At 62.7% G+C, this 21,237-nt stretch carries 14 protein-coding genes; 6 read left to right on the top strand and 8 right to left on the bottom strand.

All coding sequences use genetic code 11. The features are described 5' to 3' along the window. Window positions 1-112: 112 nt before the first annotated feature. Genes LQ215_RS14785 through LQ215_RS14770 form a run of 4 tightly spaced genes read right to left on the bottom strand, consistent with a single transcriptional unit; the run spans window position 113 to window position 6,430 of the window. Complete coding sequence (locus LQ215_RS14785) at window positions 113-1,480, bottom strand: heavy metal sensor histidine kinase (protein WP_230150916.1); 1,368 nt, start codon at window positions 1,478-1,480, stop codon at window positions 113-115. Then, window positions 1,467-2,150 carry a heavy metal response regulator transcription factor gene (locus LQ215_RS14780; RefSeq protein WP_230150915.1) on the bottom strand — a complete coding sequence of 228 codons (684 nt, stop codon included), beginning with the start codon at window positions 2,148-2,150 and terminating at the stop codon, window positions 1,467-1,469. The genes LQ215_RS14785 and LQ215_RS14780 overlap by 14 nt, the downstream gene beginning before the upstream one ends. A gap of 9 nt (window positions 2,151-2,159) precedes the next feature. Then, entirely contained in the window at window positions 2,160-5,276 is a 3,117-nt protein-coding gene (locus LQ215_RS14775; protein WP_230150912.1) for a multidrug efflux RND transporter permease subunit, read from the bottom strand. Beyond that, on the bottom strand, window positions 5,273-6,430 hold the full coding sequence (locus LQ215_RS14770) for an efflux RND transporter periplasmic adaptor subunit (RefSeq protein ID WP_230150909.1): 1,158 nt from the start codon (window positions 6,428-6,430) through the stop codon (window positions 5,273-5,275). The genes LQ215_RS14775 and LQ215_RS14770 overlap by 4 nt, the downstream gene beginning before the upstream one ends. 236 nt (window positions 6,431-6,666) lie before the next feature. Here LQ215_RS14770 and LQ215_RS14765 point away from each other — a divergent pair, with 236 nt between their 5' ends. Continuing rightward, the gene (locus tag LQ215_RS14765) at window positions 6,667-6,924 is read left to right on the top strand and encodes a hypothetical protein (RefSeq protein ID WP_230150906.1); all 258 of its coding nucleotides are present in this window, start codon (window positions 6,667-6,669) and stop codon (window positions 6,922-6,924) included. Between the two features lie 27 nt (window positions 6,925-6,951). On the opposite strand, the gene LQ215_RS14760 is transcribed toward LQ215_RS14765, so the two are convergent. Next, the gene (locus tag LQ215_RS14760) at window positions 6,952-7,920 is read right to left on the bottom strand and encodes a LysR family transcriptional regulator (RefSeq protein WP_230150904.1); all 969 of its coding nucleotides are present in this window, start codon (window positions 7,918-7,920) and stop codon (window positions 6,952-6,954) included. Window positions 7,921-8,264: 344 nt separating this feature from the next. Here LQ215_RS14760 and LQ215_RS14755 point away from each other — a divergent pair, with 344 nt between their 5' ends. The 5 genes from LQ215_RS14755 (at window position 8,265) to LQ215_RS14735 (ending at window position 18,070) form a co-directional block, all read left to right on the top strand. Continuing rightward, on the top strand, window positions 8,265-9,737 hold the full coding sequence (locus LQ215_RS14755; RefSeq protein WP_230150901.1) for an efflux transporter outer membrane subunit: 1,473 nt from the start codon (window positions 8,265-8,267) through the stop codon (window positions 9,735-9,737). A gap of 7 nt (window positions 9,738-9,744) precedes the next feature. Beyond that, window positions 9,745-11,949, top strand: a complete 2,205-nt coding sequence (locus LQ215_RS14750; protein WP_230150943.1) for an FUSC family protein — start codon at window positions 9,745-9,747, stop codon at window positions 11,947-11,949. Further along, window positions 11,939-12,139: a DUF1656 domain-containing protein gene (locus LQ215_RS14745; RefSeq protein ID WP_003205331.1), complete on the top strand. Its 201-nt coding sequence runs from the start codon at window positions 11,939-11,941 to the stop codon at window positions 12,137-12,139. The genes LQ215_RS14750 and LQ215_RS14745 overlap by 11 nt, the downstream gene beginning before the upstream one ends. 10 nt (window positions 12,140-12,149) lie before the next feature. Next, window positions 12,150-13,013: an efflux RND transporter periplasmic adaptor subunit gene (locus LQ215_RS14740; protein ID WP_230150898.1), complete on the top strand. Its 864-nt coding sequence runs from the start codon at window positions 12,150-12,152 to the stop codon at window positions 13,011-13,013. An 83-nt stretch (window positions 13,014-13,096) separates the two neighbouring features. Beyond that, window positions 13,097-18,070 (top strand): leucine-rich repeat domain-containing protein, encoded by a 4,974-nt coding sequence (locus LQ215_RS14735; RefSeq protein ID WP_230150896.1) that lies wholly within the window; start codon window positions 13,097-13,099, stop codon window positions 18,068-18,070. A gap of 45 nt (window positions 18,071-18,115) precedes the next feature. Here LQ215_RS14735 and LQ215_RS14730 read toward each other — a convergent pair whose 3' ends face one another. The 3 genes from LQ215_RS14730 to LQ215_RS14720 form a co-directional block, all read right to left on the bottom strand. Then, on the bottom strand, window positions 18,116-18,940 hold the full coding sequence (locus LQ215_RS14730; protein ID WP_230150895.1) for an SDR family oxidoreductase: 825 nt from the start codon (window positions 18,938-18,940) through the stop codon (window positions 18,116-18,118). Window positions 18,941-18,974: 34 nt separating this feature from the next. Further along, window positions 18,975-19,439: a multidrug transporter gene (locus tag LQ215_RS14725; protein ID WP_230150893.1), complete on the bottom strand. Its 465-nt coding sequence runs from the start codon at window positions 19,437-19,439 to the stop codon at window positions 18,975-18,977. Window positions 19,440-19,611: 172 nt separating this feature from the next. Then, a complete protein-coding gene (locus tag LQ215_RS14720; protein ID WP_230150891.1) occupies window positions 19,612-21,063 on the bottom strand; it encodes a mannose-1-phosphate guanylyltransferase/mannose-6-phosphate isomerase in 1,452 nt (483 codons plus the stop codon). Window positions 21,064-21,237 lie beyond the last annotated feature (174 nt).

Raw genomic sequence — 21,237 nt, 5'->3', positions numbered from 1 at the left:
GTGTTTGCGCAATAAACGGGTAGGCGCTGCCGAAGGCTGCGCTCTGTCGAGTTTGATCCAGTTGGCTTTCGCCCAGCATTCAATGCTGGAAAAGATCGAACCTTGTGCAGCGTCAGGCTGGCAAGCGGATCCCGAACGTGTTGGCGCCCTGGTCACTGTGCACAAATACTTCGCCACCATGCATCAGCGCGATGGCCTTGACGATGGCCAGCCCCAGCCCATGGTTGGCGCCACTGTTGCTGCGCGAGGCATCGACGCGATAGAAGCGTTCGAACAGGCGCGGCAGGTGCTCGCCGGGAATCGGTTCGCCGGGGTTGGTGACCGCGAGGGTGATCTGGTCGCCAAGGGCTTCGATGCGCACGTCGATCACTTGCCCAGGCGCGGTGTGCTGTACGGCGTTGCTCAGCAGGTTGATCAGCGCCCGACGCAGGTGGGCGATCTCGATGTTTGCCTGGGCATCGCCGCTGACCCGGACCTGGACCTGGGCGTCTTCGAGAATGAAGTCCAGGTAGTCGAGAGTGGTCGCCACTTCGCCGGCCAGGGAGGTGCTGGTCAGTTTGGTGGCCTTGCTGCCTTGGTCGGCGCTGGCCAGGAACAGCATGTCGTTGATGATCGAGCGCAGCCGTTCCAACTCCTCGAGATTCGATTGCAGCACTTCGAAGTAGTGTTCGGCCGAGCGCCCCCGGGTCAGTGCCACTTGGGTCTGGCCGATCAGGTTGGTCAGGGGCGAGCGTAATTCATGGGCGACATCGGCATTGAACGATTCCAGCCGCGAGTAAGCCTGTTCGACCCGGTCGAGGGTGGCGTTGAAGGAACTGACGAACTGGCTCAGCTCCGGCGGCAAGGGCGACAGTTGCAAGCGCCCGGACAGGCGGGGCGGGGCCAGGCGCCGGGCTTCTTCGGACAGCTTGATCAGCGGCTTGAGGCCGATGCGCGCGACCCAGTAGCCCAGCAACGAAGCCAGGAGCACACCGACAATCGCCAGGCTCACCAGCGCCACCAGCAGGCGATGCTGGGTCTGGTAGAAGGTCTCGGTGTCGATGCCGATCATGAAGCGCAGCGGCGGACGCTGATCCTTGGCCGGGAATTGGCTCACCAATACTTTCATCGGGTAGTGCCGATGGGGCAGCGTGAGGTCACGTTTACCCAGCGGGCCTTGGGCGAAGGCACGGATCTGCGCATCGGGATTGCCATATTCAAAGCGCGGATCGCCGCTGACGATCCAGAAATGGATGCGTTTGTCTTCTTCGCCGAGCAATCGCAGCTTGTTGTTGATCTTCACCCAGTGTTCAGGCGTGCCGTAGCGGCCAACGGTGGACTCCAGGACGCTGTAGCGGGCGTCGAGCTCGGCTTCGGGCAACAGGCCCAGGCCCTTGCCGACCTGCTGGTACAAGGCGCCCCCGATCAACAGGAACACCAGTGCCGCCACCAGCGTGAACAGGCCGCTCAGGCGCAGGGCGATGCTGTCAGGGACGCTCATCGCTGCGACTCTCCAGCACATAACCCATGCCGCGGATGGTGTGCAGCAACTTTTGTTCGAACGGCCCATCGAGCTTGGCCCGCAAGCGTTTGATCGCTACTTCCACGACGTTGGCGTCACTGTCGAAGTTGATGTCCCAGACCATTTCGGCAATGGCGGTTTTCGAGAGGATTTCACCCTGGCGGCGGGCCAGGACGCTGAGCAGGGAGAACTCCTTGGCCGTCAGGTCCAGGCGCTGGCCGGCCCGTGTGGCTTTGCGACTGATCAGGTCGATCCACAGGTCGGCGATGCTCACTTGCACCGGCTCATGGCCGCCGCTGCGGCGGGTCAGGGCTTGCAGGCGGGCCACCAGTTCGAGGAAGGAGAAGGGCTTGCCCAGGTAGTCATCGGCGCCGTCGCGCAAACCCTTGATGCGATCCTCGACCCGCTCCCGAGCGGTGAGCATGATCACCGGTGTCTGCTTGCGGGCGCGCAGTGCCCGCAGTACGCCGAAGCCGTCCAGGCCCGGCAGCATCACGTCGAGCACGATCACCGCATAGTCGGTTTCCAGGGCCAGGTGCAGCCCCTCGATGCCGTCCGGCGCCACGTCCACCGTGTAGCCTTGTTCGGTCAGGCCGCGGTGCAGGTAGTCCGCGGTTTTTTCTTCGTCTTCGATAATCAGAATGCGCATGGCCCCGCCTCAGTGGTCTGTGCTCGCCAGCGCCGCCGGCGGCGCCGATCCTGGCTGATGGGCGGGCCGATGGAACAGTCGCTCCAGCCACAAGTATATGACCGGTGTGGTGAACAGCGTCAGCGCCTGGCTCACCAGCAGGCCGCCCACCACCGCGATGCCCAAGGGCTGGCGCAGCTCCGCGCCGGGGCCATAGCCGAGCATCAGCGGCAAGGCGCCGAGCAGGGCCGCCAGGGTGGTCATCATGATCGGCCGGAAGCGTGTCAGGCACGCCTGGAAAATCGCCTCCTGGGGCGTCAGCCCTTTGTTGCGCTGGGCGTCGAGGGCGAAGTCGATCATCAGGATGCCGTTCTTCTTGACGATCCCGATCAGCAGCACCAGGCCGATCAGCGCCATGATCGAAAAATCCTGGCCCAGCAGCCAGAGCATGATCAGCGCGCCGAGGCCGGCCGAGGGCAGGGTAGAAATGATCGTCAACGGGTGCACGAAACTCTCGTAGAGCACGCCGAGGATGATGTACACGGCCACCAGCGCGGCGAGGATCAGCCATGGTTGGCTTTTTAGCGAGCTTTGGAAAGCCTGGGCCGCGCCCTGGAAGTTGCCGGTAATGGCGGCGGGCATGCCAATCTCGTTCTTCGCCTGGTCGAGCAGGAGCACCGCGTCCCCCAGGGCCACGCCGGGCGCCAGGTTGAATGACAGGTTGGCGGCCGGGAACATGCCATCGTGGGCAATCGACAGCGGGCCGTTGCTCGGCGCATCGAAGCGGGCCAGGGCCGAGAGCGGCACCATTTCTCCACTCAGGGGCGAACGCAGGTAGAAATACGCCAGGCTTTCGGCCTTGCCGCGTTGCTGGGTGTCGAGCTCCAGGATCACGTTGTACTGGTTGGTCTCGGTCTGGAATTCGTTGATCTGCCGTTGGCCGAAGGCGTCGTACAGGGCCTGGTCGACATCGGTGGCGGTGAGGCCGAAACGCGCCGCCGCGCTGCGGTCGATGTTGATGTGGGTGATGCTGCCGCCCAGTTGCAGGTCGTTGGAGATGTCACGGAACGCCGGGTTGCCACGCAGCTTGTCGGTGAGTTTTTGCGTCCAGGCGTTGAGGCTCGGCCCGTCGTTGCTCTTGAGCACGTATTGGTATTGGGCGCGACTGGGGCCGGAACTGAGGTTGATGTCCTGCCCGGCCCTGAGGTACAGCACCACGCCGGGGATCTTCAGCAATTGCGGGCGGATCCGGTCGATGAAGCCGCTGGCCGATACGTCACGCTCGCCCCGGGGCTTGAGGGCGATCCAGAAGCGGCCGTTGGCGATGGTCTGGTTGTTGCCCGAGACACCGACGGAGTGGGAGAAGGTCTGCACCGCCGGGTCGGCGGCGACGATCTCGGCCAGGGCCTTGTGCTTGGCGACCATGTCCGGGAACGATACATCGGCGGCGGCTTCGCTGGTGCCCAGTACCAGGCCGGTGTCCTGTACCGGGAAGAACCCCTTGGGAATGAACACATAGCCCACCACCGCCAGTGCCAGGGTCAGGCCGAACACGCCGATCATCAGTTTTTGATGGGCCAGGGCCCGGCGCAGGCCGTGCTCGTACCAGCCCAGCAGACGCTCGCCGAACCCGGTCTTGCTGTGGGCATGGTGCACCGGGGCGCGCATGAACAGCGCGGCCAGGGTCGGCGCCAAGGTGAGCGACACCACCACTGAAATCAGGATGGTCGAGGTGGCGGTCAGGGCAAACTCCTTGAACAGACGCCCGACCACACCGCCCATGAACAGCAGTGGAATGAACGCCGCTATCAGCGAGAAGCTGATGGAGACCACGGTGAAGCCGATCTCACCAGCCCCCTTGATCGCCGCTTCGCGCATGCCGTCGCCGGCCTCCAGGTGCCGGTGGATGTTCTCCACCACCACAATCGCGTCGTCCACCACGAACCCTACGGAGATGACGATCGCTACCAGGGTCAGGTTGTTCAGGCTGAAGCCCATCACGTACATCAGGGCGAAGCTGGCAGTCAGCGACACCCCCAGCACCGCCGAGACAATCAGGGTCGCCGAGAGCTGGCGCAGGAACAGCGCCATCACCGCGACCACCAGCAGCACCGCGATCAGCAAGGTGATCTCCACTTCATGCAACGAGGCGCGGATGGTCTGGGTGCGGTCGATCAGGACCTTGACCTGCACGGCGGCGGGCAACATGGCTTGCAGGGTGGGCAGGGCCGCCTGGATGCGGTCGACGGTCTCGACGATGTTCGCCCCCGGTTGCCGGAAGATCACCAGGTTGACCCCTGGCTCGTTGTCGGACCAGGCCTGGACGTAGGCGTTTTCCGAGCCGTTGACGACTTTTGCGACGTCTTTGAGGTGAACCGGTGCGCCGTCCTTGTAGGACACGATCAGCTCACCGTACTCCTCAGGCTGGAACAACTGGTCGTTGGTGGACAGGGTGGAAATGCTCGAATCGCCGTACAGGGCGCCCTTGGCCAGGTTGAGGCTGGCCTGCTGGAGCGCCAGGCGGATGTCCGCCAGGGTCAGGCCGATGGCGGCGAGCCGGTCAGCCGAGGCCTGGACCCGGATCGCCGGACGCTGTTGGCCGGTGATGTAGATTTGTCCTACGCCATCGATCTGGCTGATCTGACGCGAGAGCAGGGTTTCGACGTAGTCGCTCAGCTCGGTGCCGGGCATCAGGGAGGAACTGACGCTGAGGATCAGCACCGGGCTGTCGGCGGGGTTGACCTTGCGCCAGGTCGGCAGGTTCGGCATGTCGTTGGGCAGTTTGCCGGCGGCGGTGTTGATCGCCGCCTGCACTTCCTGGGCGGCGGTGTCGATGCTTTTATCGAGGCTGAATTGCAGGATCAGGTTGGTCGAGCCCAGGGCGCTGCTGGAGGTCATCTGGGTGATGCCGGGAATGGCACTGAATTGCACTTCCAGCGGCGTCGCCACCGACGAGGCCATGGTCTCGGGACTGGCCCCAGGCAACTGCGCGTTAACCTGGATGGTCGGGAATTCCGCCTCGGGTAACGGCGCGACGGGCAGGCGAGGAAACGCAATCACGCCCAGCAGTACCAGGGCAAACGTCAGCAGTACCGTGGCGATGGGGTGGTCGATGCACCATGCCGAAACCGAGCCGCGGCCCTTCACGGTTGCGGCTCCGTGGTCTTGGCCAGGGCGGGCGGATCACTGAGCACCTGGATGTGGCTGCCTGGCTTGAGCCGTGACTGACCGTCGCTCACCAGTTGATCACCCGCGTTCACCCCCTTGATGATGTGCATGTCGCTGTCCTGGTAAACCATGACTACCGGCACGCTCTCGACCTTGTCACCCTTGATCCGGTACACGAAGTGTTGCTCCAGCCCACGCTGGACCACGGTGGGAGGCACCACCAGGGCGTCCTTGTCGAGGGCGGTCTGGATCTTCAGCGTGACCAGTTGCCCGGGCCACAGCCGTTGCGCGGCGTTGTTGAATTCAGCCTTGGCCCGCAGGGTCCCGGTGTTGGCGTTGATCTGGTTGTCGATGAGGCTCAGGCGCCCCTCGCCGAGCAGTTCCCCGGTGGCGCCATCGGCACCGATATAGGCCTTGACCAAGGCTTGCTCGGGCGCCGCGATCAACCGCTGCAAGGTGGGCAGCATTTGCTGCGGCAGGGAGAACTCCACGGCGATCGGGTCGATCTGGGTCACCGTGAACAGGCCTTCGGTGTCGCTGGTGCGCAGGAAGTTGCCTTCATCCACATTGCGAATGCCGACGCGACCGCTCACCGGGGAGCGGATCTGGGTGTAGGACAGTTGCACCTGCGCCGAGTCGATGGCCGCCTGGTTACCCTGGGCGGTGGCCTTGAGCTGGTTGACCAGCGCCTGTTGCTGGTCGTAGGTCTGCTTCGAGACGCCGTCATCGACGCTCAGCAATTTGTAGCGCTTGAGATTGACCTGGGCCACCGCCAGTTGCGCCTGGCTCTCGCCGAGCTGGGCCCGGGCCTGGTCGAGGCTGGCGCGGATCGAACGATCGTCGATGGTCGCCAGCAGGTCGCCCTTCTTGACCAGTTGCCCTTCCTTGACCAGCAGCCGGATGAGGATGCCGTCGATCTGCGGCCGGATGACCACGCTGTGCAGCGACAGGACCGTACCGATGCCGCTGGCGAAGCGCGGCACATCCTTTTGCACCACGCTGACGACCCGCACCGGAACGGCGGCGGGAGCGCTGGGCTTGGCGGTCACGGGCTTGAGCACAAACCAGAGGACGAGGGCCGCCAGGGCGGCCAACAGCACGACGAGCAGGACGGTTTTCTTCTGGGTGTGCATGGATATGAAGGGCCGGTTCGGGACACAGGAGTTTGAGCTTTCTTATATAGCGTTACGAGCCGGTCAGGAAGGTGACGGCTAACTGACAGGCTTGTCAGTTTGGTCCTGGCTTGCTGTCGGATGAATGGTTGCGCTAGATGAAACTGCCCTGCGCGCTGTGATATCGGGCAGGTATACTGCCGCCTTTCGCGGCTCGCCCTTCGGGCCCGACTTGCATGCATGACCCGGAGCCTTACATGACTTCCCCGACACCTTCGCCTGCGGATGAACTCCCCGGCGGCGAACAGGCCGATTTGTCCGACAGCGATATTTCCAGCGCCGAGGACGCCAAAGCGGCGATTCCTGCCTTCAAATTCCCGTTCAAACCCGGTGAACTGGCTGCGGCCAAGGGCGCTGGCCAGCAGCCGTGGTACAAAAATGGCGCGAAGAATGGCCATACCAAGACCCCGGGCGCCGCGCCTCCCGGCACGCGTCGTTCGATGGGCAAGCGCTGACATCATCCTTCAGGCACGGGGGCGACTTCAGTTCGCGACCCGTGCGCCTGCCAGGCTTCCACTCAATTCGTAAGCCGCCAGCTCAGACTGGTGCGCCGCGAGGATTTCCGGCAACGAGCCTCGCAGGTACTCGACCCAGGTCTTGATTTTCGCATCCAGGTACTGGCGCGACGGGTAGATGGCATAGAGGTTCAGTTCCTGGGAGCGGTAGCTGGGCATGACCCGCACCAACGTACCGTTGCGCAAACCTTCGATGGCCGCGTACACCGGCAACACCCCCACGCCCATGCCGCTGGTGATCGCGGTTTTCATTGCATCGGCGGAATTCACCAGGAATGGTGAGCTGTTGATGGTGACCATCTCCTGGCCTTCCGGGCCGTCGAACACCCATTTTTCCAGCGGAATGACCGGACTGACCAGGCGCAGGCAGGCGTGGTTGAGCAGGTCGCCGGGTTTTTGCGGGCAGCCGCTGGCTTTCACGTAGGCGGGCGATGCGCAGACGATGCTGTAGGTGATCCCCAGGCGCTGGGAGACGAAGCCCGAATCCGGCAGCTCGCTGGCGAGCACGATGGAGACGTCGTAGCCCTCGTCGAGGATGTCCGGCACACGGTTGGCCAGGGTCAGGTCGAAGGTCACATCCGGATGGGTCTTGCGGTAACGGGCGATGGCGTCGATCACGAAGTGCTGGCCGATGCCGGTCATCGTATGGACCTTCAATTGTCCGGCCGGTCGCGCATGGGCGTCGCTGGCCTCGGCTTCCGCTTCTTCGACATAAGCCAGGATCTGCTCGCAGCGCATCAAGTAGCGTTTACCCGCCTCGGTCAGCGCAATGCGGCGAGTGGTGCGGTTGAGCAGGCGGGTTTGCAGGTGGGCTTCCAGGTTGGAAACTGCGCGCGAGATGTTCGCCGTCGTGGTGTCCAGTTGCGCGGCGGCGGCGGTGAAACTGCCAGCTTCGGCAACACAACTGAACGCGCGCATGTTTTGCAAGGTGTCCATGGAGGGCTCTCTTGGGAGGTGGCAAATTGTGACACGAAGTTACAGAGCTGCGGGACCCGACTAATGGATTATCGCGTTAACGGTAACAAAGATTCACAGAAAGGTCGGCTTATCGCCGGGGAGGGCGATGCCTAGAATTGCCGCCAATCCTGGGTCACTGATTCCTGTGGGAGCCCTTGTGGGAGCCGAGCTTGCTCGCGATGAACGATGACGCGGTCCTGCCGTTAAACCGTGTCATCCCCATCGCGAGCAAGCTCGGCTCCCACAAAGGCTCGCTCCCACAAGTTTTGCGTTAACAGGCAGCCATCCTCGTCGTCATGCTCCATCTCAGGAATTTTGCGCAAGTGCCGCGTTGCATCAGCAGAGAGCTGAAGACTCTCAGTGTTTGGGTTCTGACATTAACCATCAGCGGTTGCATCGGGACAGGCGGGATTGGGCCGCAAAGCCAGGTACTGCCGGCCAACCAACTGGCGACCGATGCCGCCATCCGCGAGGCGGCTCGTGACGCCCACTGGCCCACCCGCCGGTGGTGGCAAGCCTATGGCGACGGACAGTTGGATCGCTGGATCGACCTGGCCATGCAAGACAGCCCGAGCCTGGCCATGGCCGCCGCGCGGGTGCGCCAGGCCAAGGCCATGGCCGGTGTTGCCGAGGCCGCCGAGTCGCTGCAGATCAATGGCGAGGCGACCCTCAAGCGCCATAACTGGCCCACCGATCAGTTCTACGGCCCCGGCGAGCTGGCCGACACCACGACCTGGGACAACAATGCCGCCCTGGGCTTGAGCTACGCCCTGGACTTGTGGGGCCGCGAGCGTAATGCCAGCGAACGGGCGGTTGACCTGGCCCATGCCAGTGTCGCTGAGGCGCGTCAGGCGCAACTGGAACTGCAAAGCAACATCGTGCGCGCCTACATCCAGTTTTCGCTGCACTACGCCCAGCGCGATATCGTCGCCGCCACCCTCCACCAACAAGAGCAGATTCTCGACCTGGCGCAGAAACGCCTGGACGGCGGCATCGGCACCCATTTCGAAGTCAGCCAGGCCCAGGCACCACTGCCCGAGACCCACCGCCAACTCGACGCCCTGGACGAAGCCATCGCCTTGAGCCGCAATCAGTTGGCGGCCCTGGCCGGCAAGGGGCCGGGAGCGGGCGCGCAACTGCAACGCCCGACCCTGGCCCTCGGCGCGCCCTTGAAGTTGCCGTCGGCCTTGCCCGCCGAACTGCTCGGCCAGCGTCCGGATGTGGTGGCCGGGCGTTGGCAAGTGGCGGCCCAGGCCCGGGGCATCGATGTGGCCCGGGCCGGTTTTTATCCCAACGTCGACCTGGTGGGTAGCCTCGGCTACATGGCCACCGGCGGTGGGGCGCTGGAGTTCTTGACGGGCAAGAAACTCACCTACAACGTCGGGCCGGCGATCACCTTGCCGATCTTCGACGGCGGGCGCTTGCGTTCACAGTTGGGCGAGGCGGCGGCCGGTTATGACATCGCCGTGGCGCATTACAACCAGACACTGGTGAACGCGCTCAAGGGCATTTCCGATCAGTTGATCCGCCGCCAATCCATGGACAAGCAGCAGGCCTTTGCCGCCGAATCGGTGGCCGCTGCCCAGCGCACCTACGACATCGCAATGGTGGCGTTCCAGCGCGGGCTTACCGATTACCTCAACGTGCTCAACGCCCAAAGCCTGTTGTTCAAGCAGCAACAGGTGCAACAGCAAGTGCAGGCGGCGCGCTTGAGTGCCCATGCCGACCTGGTGACGGCGCTGGGCGGCGGGTTGGAAGCCGGCAACGACTCCCCTGACTTAAGCCATGCCGAGTAGTTCTGTGGTGACGGCTTTATTCGCTCCTGCCCGCTGGCTCTACCGCCTCGAATGGCGCCGTGGTTTCTTCGACTGGGCCCGCAGCGACGGGGTGACCTGGGTCTATATCTTCAAGGTCCTGTTTGCCGCGTTCCTGACCTTGTGGCTGGCGATGCGCCTGGAGTTGCCGCAACCGCGCACGGCCATGATCACCGTGTTCATCGTCATGCAGCCCCAGAGCGGCCAGGTGTTCGCCAAGAGTTTCTACCGCTTCCTCGGCACCCTGGCCGGCTCGGCGGTGATGGTGGCGCTGATCGCCTTGTTTGCCCAGAACACCGAGCCGTTCCTCGCGTGCCTGGCGGTCTGGGTTGGTCTCTGTTCGGCAGGCGCGGCGCGTTATCGCAACTTCCGGGCCTATGGTTTCGTGCTGGCCGGCTACACCGCGGCGATGATCGGCCTGCCGGCCCTGGCCCACCCGGAAGGCGCATTCATGGCGGCGGTCTGGCGGGTGCTGGAGATTTCCCTGGGAATTCTCTGCGCCACCCTGGTCAGCGCCGCGATCCTGCCGCAAACCGCCAGTGCCGCCATGCGCAATGCCTTGTACCAGCGCTTTGGGGTATTTGCCCTGTTTGTCACCGATGGCCTGCGTGGGCGCAGCAAGCGGGAGGCATTCGAAGCGCGCAACGTGGGCTTCATTGCCGAGGCGGTGGGCCTGGAAAGCCTGCGCAGCGTGACGGTGTTCGAAGACCCGCACATGCGTCGGCGCAACGGCCGGCTCAGTCGCTTGAACAGCGAATTCATGGGCATCACCACCCGCTTCAACGCCTTGCATCAGTTGCTCGAGCGCTTGCGCAGCAGTGCGGCGGATCACGTGGTCAATGCCATCAAGCCGGGCTTGCAAACGTTGGCCGAGCTGCTCGACGGTTTCAGTGGCCGCGCCCTGACCGACGCCGATGCGGCCCGCCTGGCGGCGGCGCTGGCCGAGTACAAGGCCGAGCTGCCAGCCCAGGTGCGAAGGCTGCGGGCGTTGTTCCAGGAAACGGCGCCCAGTGATGGGCAGCAACTGGATTTCCATACCGCCTACGAGCTGCTTTATCGCTTCGTCGACGACTTGCACGGCTATGCCCTGACCCACGCCTCCCTGGCCGACCATCGCCACGAACGTGAGCGCTGGGACGAGCCGTTCGTGCCGCAGACCAACTGGCTGGCCGCCACGGCATCGGGTGTTCGCGCCGCCTTCATCCTGTTGGTGCTGGGCAGTTACTGGGTCGCCACGGCCTGGCCGAGCGGCGCGACCATGACGATGATCGCTGCCGCCACCGTGGGCTTGTCGGCCGCGACGCCGAACCCCAAGCGCATGGCTTTCCAGATGGCCTGCGGCACGTTGTTCGGGGCGTTGATCGGCTTTGTCGAGATGTTCTTCATTTTCCCGTTGATCGACGGCTTCCCATTGCTCTGCGTGATGCTGGCGCCGGTGATCATGCTCGGTTCGTTCCTCAGCTCGCGGCCGAAATACGCCGGGGTCGGGCTGGGTCTGCTGATCTTTTTCAGCACCGGTTCGGTGCCGGACAACCTGACGGTCTACAACCCCTACGCCTTCATCAACGATTACATCGCGATGATCCTCGGCATGCTGGTGTGTGCCGCGGCCGGGGCAATCATCCTGCCGCCCAACAGTCGCTGGTTGTGGCGCCGGCTCGAACAGGATTTGCGTGAGCAAGTGGTATTTGCCATCAGTGGCAAGCTCAAGGGCCTGGCGTCGAGTTTCGAAAGTGGTACCCGCGACCTGCTGCACCAGGCCTACGGGCTGGCAGCGGGGCAGCCTCGGGTGCAACGGGACTTGCTGCGCTGGATGTTCGTGGTGCTGGAGGTCGGCCACGCGATTATCGAGTTGCGCAAGGAACAGGCGATTTTACCGGTGCATCCGGCGTATGCCGAAAGCCAGCCGTGGCGCCAGGCGATTCGTGTGATGGGGCGGGCGCTGGTGCGGCTGTTCCGCCAGCCGAGCCAGAGCAATCTGGAGCGTGCCCTGGTGGCGGTCGACCACGCCATCGGCCGCGTGCAGGCTACCGACGAACCCTTCGCCCCGCATTTCGACACCTCGGCCCTGCGCCGGGTGAAAAGCTACCTGCATTTCATCCGTACCTCTTTGCTGGACCCGCAATCGCCCTTGGCCGGCTATGCCATACCGCATGCCACACCGCTTCCCCAGGAACCTGAACATGCCCCGTGAGATTGCCTTCCATGGTGTGTACATGCCAACCATGACCTTGATGTTTTTCATCGCCGCCGGCCTGGCCTGGGCCTTGGATCGCTTCCTGTCGGGGCTGGACCTGTACCGCTTCTTCTGGCACCCGGCGTTGCTGCGCCTGAGTCTGTTTACCTGTCTGTTCGGCGCGCTGGCGCTGACGGTCTACCGTTGAGATCGATGCGATGAAAAAGTTTTTCAGCCTGCTGGCGACGCTGTTGGTGCTGGCCCTGGCGCTGTGGATCGGCCGCACCTTGTGGGTCCATTACATGAATACACCCTGGACCCGCGATGGCCGGGTACGGGCCGACATCATCAATGTGGCCGCCGATGTCAGTGGCGAGGTGGTCGAAGTACCGGTGCGCGACAACCAATCGGTGAAAAAGGGTGACCTGTTGATGCGCATCGATCCTGAGCATTACCGCATCGCCGTGAAGCAGGCTCGCTCCCTGGTGGCGTCGCGCAAGGCCACTTGGGATATGCGCAAGGTCAACGCCCATCGGCGTGCCGACCTGGACAGCCTGGTGATCTCCCGGGAAAACCGCGACGACGCCAGCAACATCGCCGACTCGGCCCTGGCCGATTACCAGCAGGCCCAGGCGCAGTTGGAAGCCGCCGAGCTGAACCTGTCGCGCACCGAAGTTCGCGCGGCGGTGGATGGCTACGTCACCAACCTCAACGTGCACCGTGGCGACTACGCCCGCATCGGCGAGGCGAAGATGGCCGTGGTGGACATGAATTCGTTCTGGGTCTACGGCTTTTTCGAAGAGACCAAATTGCCCAAGGTGCGGATCGGCGATTCAGCACAGTTGCAGTTGATGAGCGGTGAGATGCTCAAGGGCCATGTGGAAAGTATCTCCCGTGGCATCTACGACCGGGACAACCCCGAAAGCCGCGAGCTGATCGCCGACGTCAACCCCACGTTCAACTGGGTTCGCCTGGCCCAGCGGGTGCCGGTGCGCATTCATCTGGACGAAGTGCCCGACGGGGTGCTGTTGGCAGCGGGGATGACCTGCACGGTGGTGGTCGAACCGCAGGTTGAGCGCTAAGGCCCTTCGAATGTAGTACATATCTACCACCTTGCCTGTCCCAGGCCTGTGCAAGCTGGCGTCTTCGACTGAAGGAACTCTCGATGACCCAACTGACCCACCACCACTTTATCCGCCAACGGCTACCCCGTTGGTTGCTGGATGCGAACGAGGCCGAGCAGGCCAAGTTGTTACAGGCCGCCCTTGACCTGGCCGAGGCGGGACACCGCTTCAATCAGACGATGGCGGTTGTCCCGTCATTGCGCGACTTTGCGCTGTTGCGCATGCGACCCCACATGGATCGCCTTTTCGGCGCGCGCATCGACCTGGAACGTTCTCGACTGATCAGGCATTTTCGGGATGATTGCGTAACTTATCCGGTTCCTGGAGGCGGCCCTTCGACGCGGGTGTGCACACCACGCGCCCCTGAAAACCGCTCGTTGCTGGAATACGCGCTGATCAATTTTCCCCGTGCCGACACTCAGGCGCAGGCTTTCATCCGAGGCAGCCAGTTCGAGCTTTATCCTGACCGTGCCGGGACTTCTGCCGTGCAGATCCACGACTTCGCCAGTTTGTGCCGTGACCTGAATACTGGAGCCGCTTACGGTGATGAGTTGCGCCGCCAGATTCCCCAGCTTTCCCATGACGTGAATTCGCTACCGACCTTCGCAGCGCACTACATTGAATTTCGCAAAGCGCAGCTGCGACACGATGCCCAGCAGGCCCGCATGCAAGGGTTCCTGGATGTCACGGGTGAACGCATCCTGGCTGCCTTTGGCGTGCAGCTCGATGCCTCCGTGACGGTCCAACCGATGCTAACGGCGTTCGCCAGTGGTCTTGAAGTGAGCGAGCGCTGGCGGGCTGAGCATCGCATCATACTGCCTGGCGTGCGGGTATTTTGGGGCGATCGCCAGGCCGCCGGGCAACCGGTGCCGATCGTGGTCCATATCCCGGACGATCCTGTTTCGCCCCTCAAGCAATACGCCAGTTCGGCGGCTTTCCAGGCTGATCTCGTCAAGCGCCTGGGCGACCTTCGATATGCGGCGTTCTTCTCCCGTCTGGTGCCTCTGCCTGACAGAAACTGGAGCGATCAGGCGTTGGTAAAACTATTGCGAAGGGGGGAAACAAACCTGGTCAAGTCTCACGACCTGCGTACAGATTTCTGGCCGGGCCTTTATGGTGAGTGGCGTAGCGTTGTATTGAGTAGCGCATCGAGCCAAGCCCGGTCAGTGGCTCAAATAGACGCTGGGGTGTTGATAGGCGAAGTCTGGATGTGGCTGGGGGCGGGGCTGCAATTTCTTGGCGGCATCACCATGTTCCTGCCTGGCGTCGAGCCGCTGGCCTGGGCTGGGATTGCCCTGGGAATGGGGCAGTTCATTCTGGATGTCTATGAAGGCGCCCATGAGCTCAACCTGGGGGAGAGGCTGGGCGCGATCCAGCACCTGTTCAGCGCCGCGATGAGCGCCACGACTTTTGCGGTAGGGGCTTTCGGTGCCAATCACCTGCTGGGTGAGATGAACCCCGTGGTGACGAACGATGGCAGTGAACGGCTTTGGCACGGTCGCACCCGGGCGGTCGCCAGCCTGCGTGTGCCGCCTGAGTACTCGACCGTCGATCGATATGGCGTCTGGCGCGCTGCGAATGATGCGTGGGTGGAGATAGAGGGCGATTTCTACGAGGTGGTCGGCGAAGAACGCGATCTGCGCCTCAAACTGCCTCCGGATTACCGTGGTGTGGTACCGACCCTTGAATGGAACCGATCCACAGGGTGGCGTTGGGTGCATCGGGATCCCTTGGGCATGCAGGGTGCCCGGCTGCTACAGGAGATCAATCCCCGACTGCGGGAGTTGCCGGACACAAGCCTTGACGACGCCCAGCGACTGGTCGGAATCAGTGATGATCGGCTGCGCTATCTCGCCGTGAACGGCGAGCCTCTACCGGTGCATTTGCCCTACATGGCCCGACGACTGGCGGCCCGGGCGCAAGTGTCGGACGCGGTGACCCGGCTGCGTGCCAATCAACCTCTGGAGCAAGTACCTCGAGGCGTTGTGCAACTGTTGACGGAATTGCCCGGTTGGCCGGCCCGACGGGCGTTTCGCTACATCAGCGAAGACGCCCCGTTCTACAGGGCGGGAGCGGGCCCCGAGCTGCAACTCGATGCTTCTGCGTTTCGCGCCGGTCAATGGCAGGAACAGTTGTTGCTGCAGCTCGATGCGCGCGAGCAGCGCGCCTTGTTGGGTACTGAAACGCCGTGGGAAGCCCCTGCTGTCACTTACCGCCGCTTCGCCAACCGGCTGGCTGATAGCCTTGAGAGCAACGGCTATCGCCTGGTGGATAACTTCGCCGATCTGCCGGCGCAACATCCGGGCGCGGCCCTGCTGCGCCGCGACTTTCCGACGTTGCCGGAGCCCTTGGCAGACGCTCTGCTGGCGGATATCACGGCTGAAGAACAACGTGGCCTGAGCACCGGTCGCGTACCGCAGAGCCTGGCTGAAAGAACCGTCGAGGCGCTGCGTGAGCTACGTGTCACGCGTGCGTTGGAAGCCTTGCAAGCGGGGGTATCGGGCAACGACCGGGACCGCTTGGTCATGAGCCTGCTGGGCTCTGAGCTGGCGAGGCTGGCAGAGCCGGTCCGCGTGCAATTGCTGCTTGAGGAGCGTTGGGTCGGGCCTTTGGAGGCCGGTGAAATCGGGCCGCTGAAGACTGTTCGCCGCGGCGATGGTCGCTACGAGCCTTTCGACGAGACCGATAACGAACTCGGCCCACCTTCGAACCTGGAGGAGGCCTTGTTGCGAGCCTTGCCAGATCCGGCACGCCGCCGACTGGGCCTGGACATCTGGCAACACGACAAACTGCGCAACCAGCTGTTGGACATCGCCTTGGGCAATCGCGAGCAGTTGCGCACCGCATTGGGCATTCGCGCATCGAAACCTGAGAGTGTCCTTTCCCCGGAGAGGGTGGGCGAGACGCCGGGCTACCGGTTGAGTGGTCAAGGCCGCGCTTTCTGGCAGAGGGGAGCGACCTCGCAATCTCGTCTTCAGTCGCTTTATCCGGACGTTAACGTCAGCGCGCAGGTGATGATCGAGCTCCGGGCGCGCAGCACTCAGACGGGCAAGTCCCTGGATCTGCTGATCAGCGAAAAAGAGGCTGAATGGAAGACGCTCGATGAAAGCCTTGAGGTTTGGGAAGAGGCTGCGCACAAGCACCATGCCGTGGAAGTTGACGATCCGCTCGAGAGGACGGTGGTCCGCCGGAAAGTAGGCAAGGCGTTGCGCCGCAGTTGGCGGCGTGAGGTCCGCTTTGCTTCTGGACAACAGTCAGTGCTCGGCTTGGAAGTGGAGTTCTGCCAGATAGGGAAACTGCCGATTATTACGGCCGATTTCAGCCACGTTGACACGATCGCGCTCGTGGGGCTGGCTCTGAGTGAAGATCCTTCAGATTTCTTGAGTCGTTTCCCCGGCGTCGTCGAGCTCTGGCTGAGCGGCAATAACCTCACGCGTTGCCCCACAGCCATTGCAGGCATGCCGCGGCTGCGATTCCTTCTCCTGAATGACAATCCCCTTGTCTTCAATAACGAAGTATTCGCGCCTCTGCTCGAACCGACACCCAGTACCACGTTGTCGTGGCTGGAGCTTTCTGGCGTGTCCGACACCTTGGAACAGGTACAGGGCCAGGGCGCCGCTCGAGCGATCGAGGCGTTGGCCGGATTGCCGCAGCTCAAATACCTGGTATGGAAGAACAACCACGCATTCAGCCCGGAGCTGCTGCAAGCCATCGGTCAATTGAGGCAACTGGAAAGTCTCAGCCTGAACGATAGCAGGCTGGTTCTGGACGAACAGAACAGCGCGTTCCTGGGCAACCTGAAACATCTGGTCGCGCTGGACCTGAGTGGGAATCGCGTGGTGGGTTTGGCGAGCTTGTCGGGGTTGTCCGAGTTGGAATTCGTGAATCTGGCTCATACGAAACTCAGGGAGATTCCGGTGGCGTTGATTGAATTGATGCAGCGCAAGCCCGTACGCAAGCTGAACCTGAGCTTGCAGGGTAACGCCATTACCCATGTAGATCCCATACTGTCCGTATTGCCTCGTAATGAAGGGGATCGTCGGTTGCTGGACGTGAATCTGGATGACAATCCGCTGCCAGTGAACCAGATCACCAGGCTGCGAAAGGCCAATTTCAAGTTTGCCTACACGCGTGATCGCTGGGTCGAGTCTGCACAGCGGCGCCGCGAATTCGAACAGCTTCGGGAGAATCCTTCCAGCGCGGTTTTCCTGGATTGGCTCAGCGATGAAGTGGAGGATCTTGCCAGGCAGCAGGATGGTCTACTAAATATAATCGCCCTGAACAGACGTGGCGTGGATGCCGTCCATGATCTTTTCAACCTGGGCAATCAGCTGGATTTTCTACGTCCGCGCATCCCTGACCTTGCCGAGCGACTCAATGCATTGCAATCGCGTATTTATTCACGCCTGGAGGCCAGCCAGCGCCATCTACCATTCACGCTGGACGAGTTGGAGAGGCATGTGCTCATGTTCAATGAGTTCTGTCAGGATTTGGCGTTTCCCTTGAAGTACCCGTTCACCCGGTTCATACGCAGGCACTATTTGACCTGGGGGGAGCTAGAAGGGTGGAGTACCCAGTGGATGAACACCCGTGCAACCCGGGCTTCTTTTGTCAGATATCTGCTGCAAGACATGACAGAAGGTAGTCCGTTATTTGAAACGCTTTCCTGGGCGCCCTACCTCAAGGAAATGTCTGCCACCTGGCGTACATTCGAGACGAAGTGGGAGGCCATCTCCGAAAGCTTGGATGACATTGCCTTTGGCGGGGCTTTGGATACTTCGCAGTGGCCCCGCGAGCTTATCGACAGCATGACCCATCCTCCCCAGGCACAACCTCCGTTGGAACCGGTAGCAGAGGTGCCTTGGGGAGGCAGCGCTATCGAGCTCAACTCCGAACAATTACGTCGCACGTGGCTGATCATCAAGCACATCCAGGCCACTGAAGCGGTACAGGCCTCAACTGATGCTACCCGGGCCCTGGTGCGCAACTGGTGGAGCGACAGGCCCTTGATCTGAACGTCTTGGCGCAGCGGCCCGCCGAAGGGGCGGGCTGCTATCGCGTTACAGCGACTGCTTCAATCCAAACCGCTTCATCAAGCCCTTCTGCAGCAAACCGGCAGGTAGCCAAGTCGCGATCAGCGGCAATACCCGGCTGCCATTGCCCAGGCGCAGCAGGCGGGGGGGCTTGGGTTGTCGTGCGGCCTCGAGCAGGCCGGCGGCGAATTCGTGGGCTGGCGTCGGGTTGTCCTGGGAGGCCCGGGCCCGGGCGCGGATGCCGTCGCGCAGCGGCCACCAGGGCGATTGTTCGCTGATCAGTTGTTCGGCTTCATGGCTGGCATTCTTGGCGAAGCTGGAAGCAATGGCGCCGGGCTGGACCTCCATCACGCGGATGCCGAACGGCGCCAGTTCCATGCGCAAGGCATCGCTCAAGGCATGCACCGCCGCCTTCGACGCGCAATAGGCGCCGGCGAACGGCGTGACCAGCACCCCGGAAACGCTGCCGATGTTCACCACCAGCCCTTTGGCCCGGCGCAACACCGGGAACAGCGCCCGGGTGACCCCGACGAGGGCGAACACGTTGGTTTCGAACTGGCGCTGCATCGCCTGCACGCCGCCGTCCAACAACGGGCCCATGGCGCCATAGCCGGCATTGTTGACCAGCACATCCAGGCCGCCATGTTGCTGGTTGATCCGCTCGTTCAGTTGCTCCAGGGCCTGGCCGTCGTTGACGTCCAGTTGCACGGCGGTGAACCCGGCGGTGCTGAGTGTCGCTACGTCTTCAACCTTGCGCGCCGTGGCCCAGACCTGATAACCCGCAGTCTTGAAGGCGTCGGCGAGGGCGCGGCCAATGCCGCTGGAACATCCGGTAATCAGCGCAACAGGCATGGCGCATTCCTTGTGCAAAAGTGGGGGAGAGCAATCAGTTGGAAAAGCTACCGTGCAAGCGCTCGGCGCGAAACTCCAGGGTCTGCGGGCGATAACCCGGACGCAGGGGCGGCAGCGGCAGGCAGTCTTGCCAGTCGGCGCCGGCCTGCAATTCGCCGGGGCCACGGTAGCGCGGTGCGTCGTAGGGGCTGTCGGCGAGGTTGATGGTGTCGCCAGGCGCATAAGCCGCGACCCGCCACTGCAGTTCGATCAGCGGCACGTCATTGGTGTTTTTGATGGTCAGCGACAGAGGCCGGTCGGCGGGGCATTGTCCGGGGGCATAGCTGATGCGCAGTTCCAGGCGCTCCAGTTGCCGGGTCTCGCGGTTTTCCTGCCAGAGCACCCACGCGGCGACCAGCCCCAGCCCGATGAACGCCGCCAGGGAAACCGGCAAGGCCTTGGCCGGGTAGCGCAACAGCAGGATGAGCCAGGTGACGACCAGCAAGACGCCGATAAGCATGGTTAAAGCCTCCGTTAGCGTAGGCACATCCTACCGAAGGCGGCGGGCAATGTTGAAGCAATGATGCCAGGCCATCACTCGCTTCAAAAAAAAGCCCCCACCCAACCCACTGCGGATAGGGGACGCAGTGGGCTGGATGGGGGCTTCTTGTGCGACTGATCGATGTTGATCGTTATTGGGCGATGGTTTTCACCGACACGCCGCGTTCGATCGGGGTGGAGCGACCGTAGATGTCTTCGAAGCGCTCGATGTCGTCTTCGCCCAGGTAGCTGCCGGACTGCACTTCGATGATTTCCAGCGGGATCTTGCCCGGGTTGCGCAGACGGTGGACCGACGCGATCGGGATGTAGGTCGACTGGTTTTCGCAGAGCAGGAACACGTTCTCGTCGCAGGTCACCTCGGCGGTGCCGCTGACCACGATCCAGTGTTCGGCGCGGTGGTGGTGCATCTGCAGCGACAGGCACGCGCCCGGCTTGACCGAGATGTGCTTGACCTGGAAACGACCGCCCATGTCCACCGAGTCATAGGAGCCCCAAGGACGATAGACCTCGCAGTGGTTCTGGGTCTCGGTGCGGCCCTGTGCGTTGAGGGTGTTGACCATCTGCTTGACGCCTTGGACCTTGTCCTTGTGGGCGATCATCATGGCGTCCTTGGTTTCGACCACCACGATGTTGTCCAGGCCGATCACCGACACCAGTTTGCCGTTGCCGTGGATCATGCAGTTGCGGCTGTCCTGGACCACCACGTCGCCTTTGGTGACGTTGCCGTTGGCATCCTTGGCGTTGACTTCCCACAGCGACGACCAGCAGCCGACGTCGCTCCAACCCGCCGACAATGGCACCACGCAGGCGCGCTGGGTTTTTTCCATCACGGCGTAGTCGATGGAGTTGTCCGGGCAGCAGGCGAAGGTGGCTTCGTCGAAAGTAATGGTGTCGGCCGTCTGCTCGCTGCGCTCCAGGGTCAGCAGGCAAGTGTCGTAGATGTCCGGATCGTGCTTTTTCAGCTCTTCGAGGAAGCGGCTGGCGCGGAACAGGAACATGCCGCTGTTCCAGAAGTAACCGCCTGCCTCGACGAACTCGGTGGCACGCTTGACGTCGGGTTTTTCGACGAAGTGCGAAACGCGGCTCACGCCTTCAGGCAGCAGCGCATCGTTGGTCGATTTGATATAGCCGTAGCCGGTTTCCGGCTTGGTCGCCGGTACGCCGAACAGCACCATTTCGCCACGCTCGGCGGCCACGGTGGCCAGGGCCAGGGCGCGTTGCAGGGCTTTCTGGTCTTCCAGCACGTGGTCGGCCGGCAGCACCAGCATCAGTTCGTCGCGGCCTTCGTTGACCAGCATCATCGCGGTCAGCGCCACGGCCGGTGCGGTGTTGCGCCCGAACGGTTCCATCAGGATGCGCTGGGCTTCGAGATTACGATTGGTCAACTGCTCGTTGACGATGAAACGGTGGTCTTTGTTGCAGACCACGATCGGCGTGTCCATGCCTTCGAACACCAGGCGCTCGAGGGTCTGCTGGAACAGGGTGTGTTCACCGGTCAGGGCCAGGAACTGTTTAGGGAATTGCTTGCGCGAAAGCGGCCAAAGACGTGAGCCACTACCACCTGACAAGATCACCGGAATCATGTTTGTTACTCCTTGAAGCGAAATGGTTGTTAGAGCTACTGCGTTCTGTCGTTTCACTCTCTTGTTCTTGTTCCGTACCCGACTGACACCTGTGTCCAGTGTGGGAGCGAGCTTGCTCGCGATGGCGGTGTATCAGTCGACATCCCTCTTGAATGTCAGATCGCAATCGCGAGC

It is taken from the genome of Pseudomonas brassicacearum (assembly GCF_918698105.1).
In the GTDB taxonomy this organism is placed as follows: domain Bacteria; phylum Pseudomonadota; class Gammaproteobacteria; order Pseudomonadales; family Pseudomonadaceae; genus Aquipseudomonas; species Aquipseudomonas brassicacearum_F.
The sequence above is the reverse complement of the archived record's forward strand: the minus strand, read 5'-3'. Positions and strand labels throughout refer to the sequence as shown.